Raw genomic sequence first — 14628 nt, forward strand, 5'->3', positions numbered from 1 at the left:
GAATTCCGCTACACTGGCAGCACTCAACAAGAGAATCACGCCATGAATATCGACAAATTCAAACAGCAGCACCTGGCCATCCTGGCCGCCATCGATGACTTGCGCCGGCTGGCGCGCGGCGGTGTCGCCGCGCAGGCGCAGGCCATCGCCGAACAGATCGTCGCCATGAGCGGCTTGATCAAGCTGCACCTGGCCGTCGAGCAGCGCTACCTGTATCCGGCCGCGCAGGCGTCCGGCGTGGCCACGGTGGCCCAGCTGGGGCGCCAGTACGAACACGAGATGCACGGCATCGCCGGCGCCTACCTCGATTTCGCCGGCCGCTGGAATACGCCCGTGCGCCTGGCAGCCGAACCGGACGCCTTCCGCAGCGAAGCCAATACCGTGTTGCACGCGCTGTTCCAGCGCATGCGCCGCGAAGACCACGATCTTTATCCCGCCATTGAATCACTGGCCTGAAAACCGCCTGCTCATCTATCTAAAGGAATTCCACATGCTGACCCAAGAACAACGCGCCATCATCACGGCCACCGTCCCCATCCTCGAGCAGGGCGGCGAAGCGCTGACCCGTCATTTCTACAAGAACCTGTTCCGCGACCATCCCGAAGTGCTGCCGTACTTTAACCAGGCGCACCAGCACAGCGGCGACCAGCAGCGCGCGCTGGCCAATGGCGTGTTGATGTATGCCAAACATATCGATCAGCTTGCCGCGTTGGGCGACCTGGTGGCCACCATCGTCAACAAGCACGTGGCCCTGCAGATCCGCGCCGAGCACTATCCGCTGGTGGGCGCCAGCCTGCTGCAGGCGATCCGTGAAGTGCTGGGCGAAGAGGTGGCCAGCGACGCCGTCATCGACGCCTGGGGTGCGGCCTACGGCCAGCTGGCCGACATCCTGGCCGGCGAGGAAGGGCGCATCTACAAGGCGCAAGCGGCCGCGCCGGGCGGCTGGAGCGGCGCGCGCGACTTTACCGTGCGCAGCAAGACGGTGGAAAGCGGCGAGATTACATCCTTCCTGCTGGCGCCCGCCGATGGCCAGCCCGTGCTCGACTTTGCGCCAGGTCAATACATCGGCGTGCTGGTCGACGTCGATGGCGTGCCCATGCGCCGCCAGTACTCGTTGTCCGCCGCCAGCAATGGCCAGACCTACCGCATCAGCATCAAGCGGGAAGAGGGCGGCAAGGTGTCGAATTTCTTCCATGACCACGTGCAGGCGGGCGACACGGTGCAGCTGACGCCGCCCTCGGGCGACTTCGTCCTGACCGAGAGCGACAAGCCGCTGGTGCTGATCAGCGGCGGCGTGGGCATCACGCCGACCCTGGCCATGCTGACCGCGGCCCTGCGCGGCAAGCGTCCCGTGCACTTCATCCACGCGGCGCGCCACCACGGCGTGCATGCGTTCCGCGCGCAGATCGACGAACTGGCCGCGCAGCATCCGCAGCTCAAGCGTTACTACTGCTACGCGGAACACGCCGGCGAACAAGATGCGCCCGATGCCGTCGGCTTGCTGAATAAAGAGCAGTTGAATCACTGGCTGCCCTCCTCGCGCGACGTCGATGCGTATTTCCTGGGGCCGCAGCCGTTCATGCGGGCCGTCAAGCAATACTTGCGCGAACTGGGCGTGCCGGAACGGCAGACGCACCATGAATTCTTCGGACCGGCAGCCGCCTTGAACTGATTTCTACTGCCGTGTGTTGCCCCTGCGAGAAAAAAACGCCGCCGTAAGGGGCGGGTAAGCCTCGCGCCGTATCGTGAATGCAAGCTCGACAAGAAAAGAGCAGTTTTTTACATAACGGAGGCAACACCATGCATGACGATCTGGTACAAAAACTCAAGAGCGACCCCAATTATCATCGGCTGGTCAAGGTGCGCTCGCGCTTCGGCTGGGCCCTGACGGGCCTGATGATGCTGGTGTACTACGGCTACATCCTGCTCATCGCGTTCGACAAGGAATTTCTTGCTGCCAAAACGGGCACGGGCGTGATGACCTGGGGCATGCCGATCGGTCTGTTCGTCATCGTGTTTACCGTGGTGATCACGGGCATCTACGTGCGCCGTGCCAACAAGCAATTCGACGACCTGACCAGCGCCATCCAGGCACGGGTGCAGGCATGAGCGCCGCCAAGCATGCGCTGCGCGGCGTGGCCGGCCTGAGCGCGCTGGCCTTGCTGGGGGCCAGCAATGCCGCGTTAGCGGCCGGCGCCGACCTCGGCCAGGCAGTCAAGCAGCCGACCAACTGGACGGCCATCATCATGTTCGCCGTCTTCGTCATCTTTACCCTGTTCGTCACCAAGTGGGCGGCCAAGAAGACCAAGTCGGCTTCCGATTTCTACACGGCCGGCGGCGGCATCACGGGCTTCCAGAATGGCCTGGCCATCGCGGGCGACTATATGTCGGCCGCATCGTTTCTCGGCATTTCCGCCGCCGTCTTTTTGAACGGCTACGATGGCCTGATCTACGCCATCGGTTTTCTCGTCGGCTGGCCCGTCATCACCTTTCTGATGGCCGAGCGCCTGCGCAACCTGGGCCGCTACACTTTTGCCGACGTGGCCGCCTACCGCTTCAAGCAGGCGCCGATCCGCATTTTCTCGGCCTCCGGCACCCTCGTCGTCGTGGCCTTTTACCTGATCGCGCAGATGGTGGGCGCGGGCCAGCTGATCAAGCTGCTGTTCGGCCTCGAATACTGGATCGCCGTCGTGCTGGTCGGTACCTTGATGATGATCTACGTGCTGTTCGGCGGCATGACGGCCACCACCTGGGTGCAGATCATCAAGGCCGTGATGCTGCTGGGCGGCGCCACCTTCATGGCCGTGGCCGTGCTGGCGCAATTCAACTTCAGCCCGGAAGCGCTGTTCGCCAAGTCGGTGGACGTGCATGCCACCAAGGAAGCCATCATGGGCCCCGGTTCCTTCATCAAGGACCCGATCTCGGCCATCTCGTTCGGCATGGCGCTGATGTTCGGCACGGCCGGCCTGCCGCACATCCTGATGCGTTTCTTCACCGTGCCGAGCGCCAAGGAAGCGCGCAAGTCCGTGTTCTGGGCCACCACCTGGATCGCCTATTTCTACATTCTGACCTTCATCATCGGCTTTGGCGCCATCGTGCTGGTCAGCACCAATCCCGAGTTCAAGGATGCGGCCGGCAAATTGCTGGGTGGTAACAACATGGCGGCCGTGCACCTGGCCAAGGCCGTGGGCGGCAACGTCTTCCTCGGCTTCATGTCGGCGGTCGCGTTCGCCACCATCCTGGCCGTCGTGGCCGGCCTGACCCTGTCGGGCGCGTCGGCCGTGTCGCACGACCTGTATGCCACCGTCATCAAGAAGGGCAAGGCCACGGGCGCCAACGAATTGAAAGTGTCGCGCGTGACGACGATCGTGCTGGGCATCATCGCCGTGGTGCTGGGCATCGCCTTTGAAAAGCAGAACATCGCCTTCATGGTCTCGCTAGCCTTCGCGATTGCCGCTTCGGCCAACTTCCCCGTGCTGTTCATGTCGGTGCTGTGGAAAGACTGCACCACGCGGGGCGCCACCATCGGCGGCTTCCTGGGCTTGATCACGGCCGTGGCGCTGACGGTGGTGTCGAAGTCCGTGTGGGTCGACGTGCTCGGTCATGGCGAAGCGCTGTTCCCGTACGCTTCGCCGGCGCTGTTCTCGATGACGGCGGGCTTCGTCGGCATCTGGCTGTTCTCGGTGCTCGACAAGAGCCCCCGCGCGCGCATCGACCGCGCCGGCTACGAAGCGCAGCAAATGCGTTCGGAAACGGGCATCGGCGCGGCAGGCGCCAGCGCGCATTGATGTTTTTTAGGTAGCTACTGCAGGAAACAATGCCCGGTTCGCCGGGCATTGTTGTTTGTGGCACGCGCTTATTTGGCCACGCGCAGGGGAATCACGCCCGCCGCCAGCGCGGGCGCGCCCGGCGTCGCTTCGAGTATCGATGCCAGGGTTACCGTGTCGAGCACGGCCAGGAAGGCGGCCGTGGCCTGGCCCAGCTTGGCTTTCAGCAGGCAATCGGGCGTCAGCGGGCAGGTATTGTTTTCCTTGTTAAAACATTCCGCCATAAAAAAGTCATTTTCCGTTTCGCGTACCACGGTGCCGATATTGATCTCGGCCGGGTCGCGCGCCAGGCGCAGGCCGCCATTCCTCCCACGCACGGTTTCCACGATGCCCGACAGGCCCAGCTGGTGCACCACCTTCATCAGGTGATTCTTGGAAATCGCATGCAGGTCGGCGATGTCCTGGATGGTGACAAGGTGGTCGCGGTGCACGCCCAGGTACATCAGGGTGCGCAAGGTGTAGTCAGTGTAGGCAGTCAGTCGCATGGGCATCGTTCATAAGATGTGGATTACATCCTTGTTTCATCCGCAGCATACAGGAGAGCGCCGGCCCTGTGTGTTGCGCCGTCACTTTTGATCCTCGAAAGACAAAAGTTGATTGCCTTTCGCTTAAATGCGTAGTAAATTTTCATATTGTTGCCCTGGTAAATAGCTTGCAGGCCCTTGTTGGCCCTTTGAGCATGGATTTTATTGATGAAAATCAAGAGGATGGTGAAGCAATAAGGTAAATTTACTACAAAAATCGGATGATGGGCGTTTCCCGGCCGGGGAGCGCGTACTACGCAATCTGTGCGGTGCCACCGTGGCCGCCCCAGGAAATACATACCATGCAAATGAATGAAGTGAAAGACGAGCTGCTGAGCAGCGATATCCGCCAGCTGGGCCGTCTGCTGGGCGACGCCATCCGCAACCACCTGGGCGACCCCGCCTTCGAGCGCATCGAACATGTGCGCCAGCTGGCCATTCGTTTCCGCCGCGATAATGATGAAGCGGCGCGCGCGCAGCTGTCGGACGCGCTGCAAGCGCTGTCGCAGGAAGAAACCACACAATTGACGCGCGCTTTCAGCTATTTCTCGCTGTTGGCCAACATTGCGGAAGACCAGCATCACATCCGCCGCACGCGCGCCCATTTGATCGCCGGTTCGCCGCCGCGTCAGGGTAGCCTCAGCCATGCCGTCGGCAATGTGTTTGACGCGGGCAAGGCCGATGCGCTGGAAACGTTCTTTGAAGATGCGTTTGTCAGCCCCGTGTTCACGGCGCACCCGACGGAAGTGCAGCGCAAGAGCATCCAGAATTGTCAGATGGCCATCGCGCGCCTGTTGAGCGAGCGCGACCGCGTACAAATGACGCCGGAAGAAGCGGAGCAGAACGAAGAAGCGCTGGGCCGCGGCATCGTGACCCTGTGGCAAACGCGCCTGTTGCGCACGAGCAAGCTGTCCGTCATGGATGAAGTGGCCAACGGCCTGTCGTTCTACGACCACACGATCTTGCGCGAATTGCCGAAACTGTATTCGTCGCTGGAAACCATGCTGGCCCAGCGCGATGCCCGCTGGGAAGATGCGGAATTGCCCAATTTCATGAAAGTGGGCAGCTGGATAGGCGGCGACCGCGACGGCAATCCCTTCGTCACGGCCGACATCCTGCGCAGCACCCTGCAGACGCAAGCCGACAAGGTGCTCGACTTTTACTTGGGTGAATTGCGCAAGCTCGCTTCGCAACTGTCGCTGGCACAAATCCTGAACGCCTGCAGCGAGCCGCTGCGCGCGCTGGCTGAGCGCTCGGCCGATGCCTCGCCGCACCGGGTCGACGAGCCGTACCGCCGCGCCCTGCACGGCATCCATGCGCGCCTCGATGCGACGCGCGTGGTGCTCTCTGGCAAGGGCCAGCAAGCGGACGGCGTGCAGCCTTACGCTGCCGCCGCCGAGCTGCTGGCCGACCTGGACGTGGTCCAGCATTCGCTCGTCAGCAATGGCTTGCGCGCGCTGGCGCGGGGCCGGCTGCGCCAGCTGCGCCGTGCCGTCAAGGTGTTCGGCTTTTCGCTGGCGCCGCTCGATTTGCGCCAGAATTCCGACGTGCACGAGCGCGTCGTGGGCGAACTGTTCGCCGGCGCCCAGCCGGGCCTCGTCTACCTGGACCTCGATGAAGAGCAGCGTATCGCCGTGCTGCTGGCCGAGCTGGAGTCGCCACGCCTGCTGACGTCGCCGTATGCGCAGTATTCGGAAGAAACGACGTCCGAACTCGACATCTTCCGCGCCGTGCGCCAAGCCCACGTCAAATATGGCAAGGAATCGGTGCCGAACTGCATCATCTCGAAGGCGGCCAGCGTGTCGGACTTGCTGGAAGTGGCCTTGCTGCTGAAAGAAGTGGGTCTGCTGCGCCAGGACCGCCGCGAAGTGGACGTCAACATCATTCCCCTGTTCGAAACGATCGACGATTTGCGCGCCGGCCCCGCCATCATGGCGCGCGCGTTCGGCTTGCCGTTCTACCGGGGTTTGCTGGCGTCGCGCGCGGACCAGCAGGAAGTCATGCTCGGTTATTCCGACAGCAACAAGGACGGCGGCTTCCTGACCTCCGGCTGGGAACTCTACAAGGCCGAGATCGAGCTGGTGACGGTGTTCAAGGAATACCGGATCAAGCTGCGTTTGTTCCACGGCCGCGGCGGTTCCGTGGGCCGCGGCGGCGGACCCAGCTACGAAGCCATCCTGGCCCAGCCGGCAGGTGCCGTGCAGGGACAGATCCGTTTGACGGAGCAGGGCGAAGTCATCACGGCCAAGTATGCGAACCCGGAAGTAGGGCGCCGCAACCTGGAAGTGCTGGTGGCCGCCACCATCCAGTCGACCCTGCTGCCGCAGGCGCAGCTGCAGCCGAAGGCGTCGGCCGGCGCGGGCCATTTGGCCGCCATGGAAGAACTGTCCGGCACGGCCCTGAACGCCTACCGCGACCTCGTCTACGGCACGGACGGATTCGAGCAGTATTTCTGGGAATCGACGGTGATTGCGGAAATTGCCGCCCTGAATATCGGCAGCCGTCCCGCCTCGCGCAAGAAGTCGACCTCGATCGAGGATTTGCGCGCCATTCCCTGGGTGTTGAGCTGGGCCCAATGCCGCTTGATGCTGCCGGGCTGGTTCGGTTTCGGTTCCGCCGTGCAAGCCTACCTGGCCGCCCATCCCGCCGACGGGGCGGACGTGCTGCGCGGCATGTACACGGATTGGCCTTTCTTCACGTCCCTGCTGTCGAACATGGACATGGTGCTGGCCAAGAGCGACATCGCCATCGCCGGCAAGTATGCGGAACTCGTCAAGGACAAGGCCCTGCGCGACGCCATCTTTACGCGCATCCGCACCGAATACGCGGCCACCCTGGACGCCTTGAAGCTGATCACGGGCCAGGAAGAGTTGCAGCAAGCCAACCCGCTGATGCAGCGTTCGATACGTAACCGTTTCCCGTATATCGACCCGCTCAATCACGTGCAGGTGGAGCTGCTGAAACGTTTCCGCGAGGGTAAACAGGATGCGGCGGCCCGCACGGGGATACATTTGTCGATCAATGGCATTGCGGCGGGGTTGCGCAACAGCGGTTAATTTTTGGGGTCAGTCACTGCGTGATCGGAATGCGCCCCACTGGGGCGTATTCCCCCGCCGGGTCTGACCCCAGCTTTGCACTTGGGTTGGCTTTACGAACTCAGTAGAAAACAACAAGGAGACAGCATGACCATCAAAGTTGCCATCAATGGCTATGGCCGCATCGGCCGCAACGTCTTGCGCGCGTTTTATGAAGGCGGCAAGCAACAGGATATCGAGATCGTCGCCATCAACGACCTGGGCGACGCCAAGTCGAATGCGCATTTGACGCGCTACGACACGGTGCACGGCAAGTTTCCCGGCGTCGTCACCATCGACGGCGACAATATGCTCGTCAATGGCGACCGCATCCGCGTCTTCGCGCAGCGCGACCCGGCCCTGATACCGTGGGGAGAACTGGGCGTGGACGTCGTGCTCGAATGCACGGGTTTCTTCACGACCAAGGAAAAAGCCTCGGCCCACCTGAAGGGCGGGGCAAAGAAAGTCATCATTTCCGCGCCGGGCGGCAAGGACGTGGACGCCACCATCGTGTTCGGCGTCAACCAGCATGTCTTGAAGGCATCGGACACAGTGATTTCGAATGCTTCGTGCACGACGAATTGCCTCGCGCCATTGGTCAAACCCCTCAACGACGCCATCGGCATCGAATCGGGCCTGATGACCACCGTGCACGCCTACACGAACGACCAGGTGCTGTCCGACGTGATGCATGAAGATCTGCGCCGCGCCCGTTCGGCCACCATGAGCATGATCCCGACCAAGACGGGCGCCGCCGCCGCCGTGGGCCTGGTGCTGCCTGAGCTGAATGGCAAGCTGGACGGCTTCGCCATCCGCGTGCCGACGATCAACGTCTCGCTGGTCGACCTGTCCTTCATCGCCAAGCGCGACACCACCGTGGAAGAAGTCAACGCGCTGATGAAAGCCGCGTCGGAAGGCGCCCTGGAAGGCATCCTGACCTACCAGACCGAACCGCTGGTCTCGATCGACTTCAACCACAACCCGGCTTCGTCGAACTTCGATTCGACCCTGACCAAGGTGTCGGGCCGTCTGGTGAAAGTATCGTCGTGGTACGACAATGAGTGGGGTTTCTCGAACCGCATGCTCGACACCACGGTCGCCCTGATGGCGGCCAAGTAAGAAGAACCAGCGCTGATCCAGCGCACCAGGACGGCCGGCCCACAAGGCCGGCCCTTGTAGCAACTCATATAGAAAGCAGCACACCATGACCATGCAAGTACAGCAACGCGCCACCAAGATCGTTTCCACCATCGGCCCCGCTTCGAACGATATCGATACCCTCGTCCGCATGTTCAAGGCCGGCGTCGACGTCGTGCGCCTGAACTTTTCGCATGGCAAGGCGCAAGACCATATCGACCGTGCCCGCATGGTGCGCGAAGCGGCAGCGCTGTGCGGCCGCGAAGTGGCCATCATGGCCGACTTGCAAGGCCCGAAGATTCGCGTCGGCAAGTTTGAAGAAGGCAAGATTTTTCTGGAAAACGGCGCCAAGTTCATCCTCGACGCGAAATGGGGCGAAAACGGCGAACTGGGCAACATCGAGCGCTGCGGCCTCGACTACAAGGAATTGCCGCGCGACTTGCGCACCGCCGACGTATTGTTGCTCAACGATGGCCTCATCGTCCTGACGGTGGACAAGGTCGTCGGCAGCGAAATCCACACGACCGTGAAAATCGGCGGCGAATTGTCGAACAACAAGGGCATCAACCGCCAGGGCGGCGGCTTGTCCGCGCCAGCCCTGACGGCGAAAGACATGGAAGACGTGAAAACGGCGATGAGCTTCCAGGCCGATTACGTGGCCGTGTCCTTCCCGAAAAACGCCACGGACATGGTGATGGCGCGCCAGCTGGCCAATATCGCCGGTGAAGCGTGGGACCACAAGCCGATGATGATCGCCAAGATCGAACGGGCGGAAGCCATTCCCGCGCTGCAAGAAATCCTCGACGCCTCCGACGGCATCATGGTGGCCCGTGGCGATTTGGCCGTGGAAGTGGGCAACGCGGCCGTGCCGGCCCTGCAGAAGCGCATGATCAAGATGGCGCGCGCGTCGAACAAGCTGGCCATCACGGCAACGCAGATGATGGAATCGATGATCGTTAACGCCGTGCCGACCCGCGCGGAAGTGTCCGACGTGGCCAACGCCGTGCTCGATGGCACGGATGCCGTCATGACGTCGGCGGAAACGGCCTCGGGCCGCTACCCGATCGAAACGGTGGAAGCGATGGCCGCCATCTGCCTGGACGCGGAAAAGTGGGATACCTGCAAGCTCGATGCCGATTTCCTCAACGCCACGTTCTCGCGCATCGACCAGTCGATCGCCTACGGCGCGCTGTTTACAGCCCACCACCTGCGCGTGAAAGCGATCGCCACCCTGACGGAATCGGGCTCCACGGCGCTGTGGATGAGCCGTTGCAACATCGACATCCCCATCGTGGCCCTGACCCCGAGCGTGGGCACGCGCCGCAAGCTGGCCCTGTACCGCAACGTCAGCACCCTGGAACTGACGTCCGGCACGGACCGCGACAAGGTTTTGCAGCAGGCGGAAGATTTGCTGGTGGAACATAAAGTCGTGACCAAGGGAGACACCGTCGTGCTGACCTGGGGCGAGCCGATGGGCAAGGTCGGCGGCACGAACGCGTTGAAGATCATGAAGATCGGTCAGCACTAAATCGTCCACTGGTGCCGGTGCCCGCCTGGCGGACCCGGCCTCATCCTGCTTTGCTCCGTATATCCAGCAATTATAAAAAATATATTTATTAATTGTAAAAATTAATAGATTTAAATACAATTACATGCATCGTGTTTTTGATAGCCCATCCATAAAGGCTTTGCATGCAGTTATTTCGTCTTGCCGCCATCTCCTTGTTGACCGTTGCGGGCTTGCCGGTGCATGCCGGGGCGGCCGTCTTTCCTGCCACCCCGGCGGCGGACATCGCACAGCATTTCACTGATTACTATGGCGTGCGCCAGCATGCGCAGCAGCGTGTCCAGGTGACGACGGCGACGCTGGGCGGCGTTACGCGGCCCGTGGTGCGCGCTGACTGGTACAGCACGGACGCCACGCCGCACAGCGATGCCTACCTGTTGAACGAACAGCATCCCGTGCAATCGCCCCGGCGCTGGTATGCCATGAGCATCTTCCTGCCGGTCGACTGGATTGCCACCAGCGTGCCCGTCACCGTGGCCCAGGTCGACAACGGCAGCGGGGCAGGTGCATTGGCGCCGCCGCTTGCACTGCAGATACGTGGCGACCAGCTGACGCTGAACATGAATTTCAATCATCGGACTAGCGATATCACGCCCGCCAATTCTGCGCGCCGCACGGTGCTGGCTGGGCCGGCAACTCTGGGCAGCTGGCATTGCATGGTGGTGCGTGCTGACTGGTCTGCGGTGGCCGGCACCGGTGAATTGCGGGTGTACATGAATGGCAGTGCGAAGGAAACTTTCTTTGCCCGCTTAAGCCACAACAGCTATGCGGGCGCGCTGCACGTGCCGCGCGTGGGCTTGAGCGTACCCGAGGGGGCGGCACCCGGCCATCGCGTGATGTATGCCGACTTTATATGGGTGGGCGATGCCGCCGCATCACTCAATGACTTGACGCAAAAGACGCCTTGCCATGCAGCGCCTTGAGCAATCCCTGAAGCAAAGGTTTCCCATGCGCTCATTTATCGCCACCGCCATGCTGGCATTGCTGGCTGCCACGCCGCTGCACGCGCAGGTCGTCAACAGCATCGGCGGACCCGTGACCACCATGGCGCCGACCAGCTTGCCCAGGCCAGCCAGTTTTGACAATGTGACGACACGCTATTTCAGCTGGCTGTATGGCATTAGCGCCGGCAATCCTGCTGGCCTGGAATTGGTGGGCGATCCCGCCGTGACGCAAGGCGTCGAGATGCGCAAGGTATTTCGCATGACGGTCAATGCCAGCGATCCCGACGATTATGGCAAGCGCACAGAGGTAACGCCATCGTATGAGCGCATGCCCCAGGGGCGCCGTTGGTATGCGGGCGGCGTGTATTTTCCCGCCGACTGGGACTTGACGGGCAAGGATGGCTGGATCGTCGTCTTCCAGGTGCACAGCTCCAGGGGCATCGTCGTGACGTCGCCACCGTTCTCGATCGTCGCCGACGGCCCTGACCTGCTGCTGGAGACGCGGGCCAATCACCGCGACACCTACACGCTGAAGGACGGTGTGATGGTGCCCGATGCGACCCCGAACAACACGATGCATCAACGGTTGGTGCTGGGGAAAATTGAACGTGAGAAATGGTATTGCGTGGTACTCGATGCGGATTGGCAGCATGCCTCAGGCACGGGCGCATCGCGCCTGTGGCTCAATGGCAAGTTGGTGTATGAGGGAAGCAATTTCCCGACCCACTATATGAATGTGGACTTGCCGTTGCGCGGCAATTATCCGAAGACGGGCGCCTACCTGGGCGGATTTCAGGACACGCTGCACGGCAAGCGTGTCCTGTACACGGATTTCATCCATCTGGGCGGCGCCGCCAGTACCTATGCGCAAATGGCCGGTCAGACGCCATGCCCCGTGCCGCCGGCAACGTAGTCAAGGCGACAGCTTCACCACTGTCGTCAGTGCTATGAGCCTCAGTCTTAAGAATTGCTGAAAAAAACGTGCTCAGCGGCGCATTGCCTTGCAGACGCCCAATCTGCCATTGCGATGCCCGCGTTTCCGTGTCAGCATGGTTCTCCTGCCTTGCAAGGCGCATCCGGAGTGCATGATGACTGCATACTTGCCTGCCTTGATCTGGTCGCTGTCGGCTTTCGTTTGCCTCTTCATTGCCAAGCGCCGCTCCTTGAAAACTACGGCTGTCAGGGCCATCCTGGTGGTGCTCCTGGGGCCGTTTGCCATTCCCTTCGTATTGGCCGCCAGGCCCGGGATGCACGGCTAAGCGTGCGGCCTGCGCGCGTTCCTCTTTGCTATATTTAAACTTTTAGCGAATGAAATGCCCATGAAACGCAGCGCGTCCCTGTTCCTGACGATGATCCTTCCCCTGTGCGCAGCCGCGTCCGCCTCGGCGGCGGAACCGGCGCAGCGCTTGCAGCGTGCCACGGGGCTGTGGAAGGTGACGCCCGCGACCTCGCCGTTTTCCTGGGAAATTTGCGTTGATCAGCAACGCGACCGCCTGATCGACGACGACTTGTGGAGCGATTTCGAGCAGGAATGCCAGATCGCGTCGCAAAGCCGCCAGGGCGACAGCTATACTTTCCAGTCCAGCTGTCCTGGCGCCAAGCTGGCGGGCAGTTTCAAGGGCGACCTGGCCAAGGCTTATACTCTGACCGCCGATACCACTATCGAACTGAACGGCAAGACCGAGGTGCAACGCACGGAACTGGCGGGCGTATTCCTCGGTGCCTGTCCCGCCGGGCTGGCGCCGGGCGCGAAGAAAATGCGCGGTGGCATGGTCATGAAGAGCTTGTATCTCAGCCGCTAAGAGCCGGCAAGCGCGCTGAAACAACGGTTTCCATCGATAGGCAGGCGCCGGCATTGACGCCGGAGGCCAGGATTTGTGATAATGAGAATTATTATCAATTAGTCGCGCCTTGCCTTGCGCGCATTGGAGTCCCGAGTGAACATTGCGCAGTCCAGCGAGTCGATAGCAGGCATCTACAGCAGCCACCACGGCTGGCTGATGCGCTGGCTGCGCGCCAAGCTGCAGTGCGCCGACCATGCGGCCGACCTGGCGCACGATACCTTCGTGCGCCTGCTGACGGCGCCGCCCGAGAGCCGGCACAGCCTGCGCGAACCGCGCGCCTATCTCACCACCGTGGCGCAGCGCCTGCTGATCGACCATTACCGGCGCCTGTCGCTGGAGCAGGCGTGGCTGGAAACCCTGGCGCAGCAGCCTGAATTGCTGATGCAGTCGCCGGAAGAGCGTTTGCTGGTATTGGAAGCCTTGCAGCGCATCGATGCCATGCTCGATGGTTTGCCGCCGCTGGTGCGCGACGCCTTCCTGCTGGCGCATGTCGATGGCCTCGCGTATGGAGAAATCGCCCGGCGCCTGGGCGTGAGCGAGCGCAGCATCAAGCGCTACATGGTGCAGGCGTTCGAGCGCTGCATCCTCTTGATCCTGTGAACGCCAGCACGGCTGCCATCGACCCACGCGCCGCCCGCGCGGCGGCGCAATGGCTGGTGCGCTTGCACGGGGGGCCTTTGAACGTTGACGAACAGCAAGCCTTCCAGGCCTGGCGCACCAGCGATCCCGCGCACGAAGCGGCGTGGAAACGGGCCGAGCTCGTGTGCGGCACCCTGGCCAGCGTGCCGGCGGTGCTGCGCCAGGCGACGGACGGGGCGCCGCAGTCGCCGCAGCGGCGTGCCGTGCTCTATGGCCTGGCCGGGCTGATCGCTGGCGGACCGGCGCTGTGGCTGGCCAGCCAGTCGGCGCCGTGGCAGGCGTGGCGCGCGGCCATCCGCACGGCCAGGGGCGAAATCCGCCACATGACATTACCCGATGGCACGCAACTGGTACTCAATACGGACACGGCCATCGACGTGCGCTTTGACGGCGCGGCGCGGCTGGTGGTTTTGCATGTCGGGGAAATCCACGTCGCTACGGCGCACGACGGGGCCGTGCCGGCGCGCCCGTTCCTCGTGCGCAGCAGCAATGGCGTCGTGCGCTCGCTCGGTACGCACTTCAGCGTGCGCCAGGGCGGCAGCGTGCTGGCACCGCGTACGCAGGTGAGCGTCAGCGAGGGCGCCGTCGAGATCCGGCCAAGGGAAGCTACCGACGCCTTGCGCAGGGTCGATGCGGGCCGGCAGGGCAGTTTCGACGACGCGGCCGTTTCTGCCTTGACGCCGCTGGCGCCGCATGCGGACGCCTGGCTGCGGGGCGTGCTGATCGCCGAGCGCATGCCGCTGGGCGAGGTGCTCGAACAGGTGGCCCGCTATCGCTATGGCGTGCTGCGCTGCGATCCGGCGCTCGCTGCCATGCCCGTGGACGGCATCTTCCAGTTGCACGACCCGGAGAACATCCTGCTCTTGCTGCAGCGCGCCTTGCCGATCCGGCTGGCGCGCCGCACGCGCTACTGGATCAGTGTCGAGGCGGCTTGAGCTTGTCGGCTTACGCGTGGCCTTGCCACGCTAAGCCGACCTACGCCTGTCGGGTATGGTAGGTCGGCTTAGCCCGCAGGGCGTAAGCCGACGTGCTCCAATTTACTTCTTGCCTGTCCCTTTTTGCAGATTGCTTC

The 14628-nt window shown here is 62.5% G+C and carries 13 protein-coding genes; 12 read left to right on the forward strand and 1 reads right to left on the reverse strand.

Annotated elements, in window-relative coordinates; translation table 11 throughout:
- Positions 1-42 precede the first annotated feature (42 nt).
- The 4 genes from AC1RBA_RS02540 (at position 43) to AC1RBA_RS02555 (ending at position 3788) form a co-directional block, all read left to right on the forward strand.
- Positions 43-456: a hemerythrin domain-containing protein gene (locus AC1RBA_RS02540; protein ID WP_070310643.1), complete on the forward strand. Its 414-nt coding sequence runs from the start codon at positions 43-45 to the stop codon at positions 454-456.
- Positions 457-490: 34 nt separating this feature from the next.
- The gene (gene hmpA, locus AC1RBA_RS02545; RefSeq protein ID WP_492416404.1) at positions 491-1672 is read left to right on the forward strand and encodes an NO-inducible flavohemoprotein; all 1182 of its coding nucleotides are present in this window, start codon (positions 491-493) and stop codon (positions 1670-1672) included.
- 128 nt (positions 1673-1800) lie between these two features.
- Complete coding sequence (locus AC1RBA_RS02550; RefSeq protein WP_230502866.1) at positions 1801-2109, forward strand: DUF485 domain-containing protein; 309 nt, start codon at positions 1801-1803, stop codon at positions 2107-2109.
- Complete coding sequence (locus tag AC1RBA_RS02555; RefSeq protein ID WP_230502868.1) at positions 2106-3788, forward strand: cation acetate symporter; 1683 nt, start codon at positions 2106-2108, stop codon at positions 3786-3788. The genes AC1RBA_RS02550 and AC1RBA_RS02555 overlap by 4 nt, the downstream gene beginning before the upstream one ends.
- Positions 3789-3856: 68 nt before the next feature.
- Here AC1RBA_RS02555 and AC1RBA_RS02560 read toward each other — a convergent pair whose 3' ends face one another.
- Positions 3857-4312 (reverse strand): RrF2 family transcriptional regulator, encoded by a 456-nt coding sequence (locus AC1RBA_RS02560; protein WP_058049224.1) that lies wholly within the window; start codon positions 4310-4312, stop codon positions 3857-3859.
- A 341-nt stretch (positions 4313-4653) separates the two neighbouring features.
- On the opposite strand from AC1RBA_RS02560, the gene ppc reads away from it, so the two are divergent.
- From ppc to AC1RBA_RS02600, 8 genes are all read left to right on the forward strand, one after another.
- Positions 4654-7407, forward strand: coding sequence for a phosphoenolpyruvate carboxylase (gene ppc / locus AC1RBA_RS02565; protein WP_492416406.1), 2754 nt, complete (start codon positions 4654-4656; stop codon positions 7405-7407).
- A 126-nt stretch (positions 7408-7533) separates the two neighbouring features.
- A complete protein-coding gene (gap, locus tag AC1RBA_RS02570; protein WP_492416408.1) occupies positions 7534-8544 on the forward strand; it encodes a type I glyceraldehyde-3-phosphate dehydrogenase in 1011 nt (336 codons plus the stop codon).
- Between the two features lie 85 nt (positions 8545-8629).
- The gene (gene pyk / locus AC1RBA_RS02575; RefSeq protein ID WP_083287864.1) at positions 8630-10090 is read left to right on the forward strand and encodes a pyruvate kinase; all 1461 of its coding nucleotides are present in this window, start codon (positions 8630-8632) and stop codon (positions 10088-10090) included.
- A 164-nt stretch (positions 10091-10254) separates the two neighbouring features.
- Positions 10255-11052, forward strand: coding sequence for a heparin lyase I family protein (locus tag AC1RBA_RS02580; protein WP_083287220.1), 798 nt, complete (start codon positions 10255-10257; stop codon positions 11050-11052).
- 25 nt (positions 11053-11077) lie between these two features.
- Entirely contained in the window at positions 11078-11986 is a 909-nt protein-coding gene (locus tag AC1RBA_RS02585; protein WP_070218465.1) for a heparin lyase I family protein, read from the forward strand.
- Positions 11987-12392: 406 nt separating this feature from the next.
- A complete protein-coding gene (locus tag AC1RBA_RS02590; protein ID WP_492416410.1) occupies positions 12393-12875 on the forward strand; it encodes a DUF3617 domain-containing protein in 483 nt (160 codons plus the stop codon).
- A gap of 135 nt (positions 12876-13010) precedes the next feature.
- Positions 13011-13517 (forward strand): sigma-70 family RNA polymerase sigma factor, encoded by a 507-nt coding sequence (locus AC1RBA_RS02595; RefSeq protein WP_492416412.1) that lies wholly within the window; start codon positions 13011-13013, stop codon positions 13515-13517.
- Positions 13514-14491 carry a FecR domain-containing protein gene (locus AC1RBA_RS02600; RefSeq protein WP_492416414.1) on the forward strand — a complete coding sequence of 326 codons (978 nt, stop codon included), beginning with the start codon at positions 13514-13516 and terminating at the stop codon, positions 14489-14491. The genes AC1RBA_RS02595 and AC1RBA_RS02600 overlap by 4 nt, the downstream gene beginning before the upstream one ends.
- Positions 14492-14628: the final 137 nt, after the last annotated feature.

It is taken from the genome of Janthinobacterium sp. GW823-FHT03B06 (assembly GCF_058796955.1).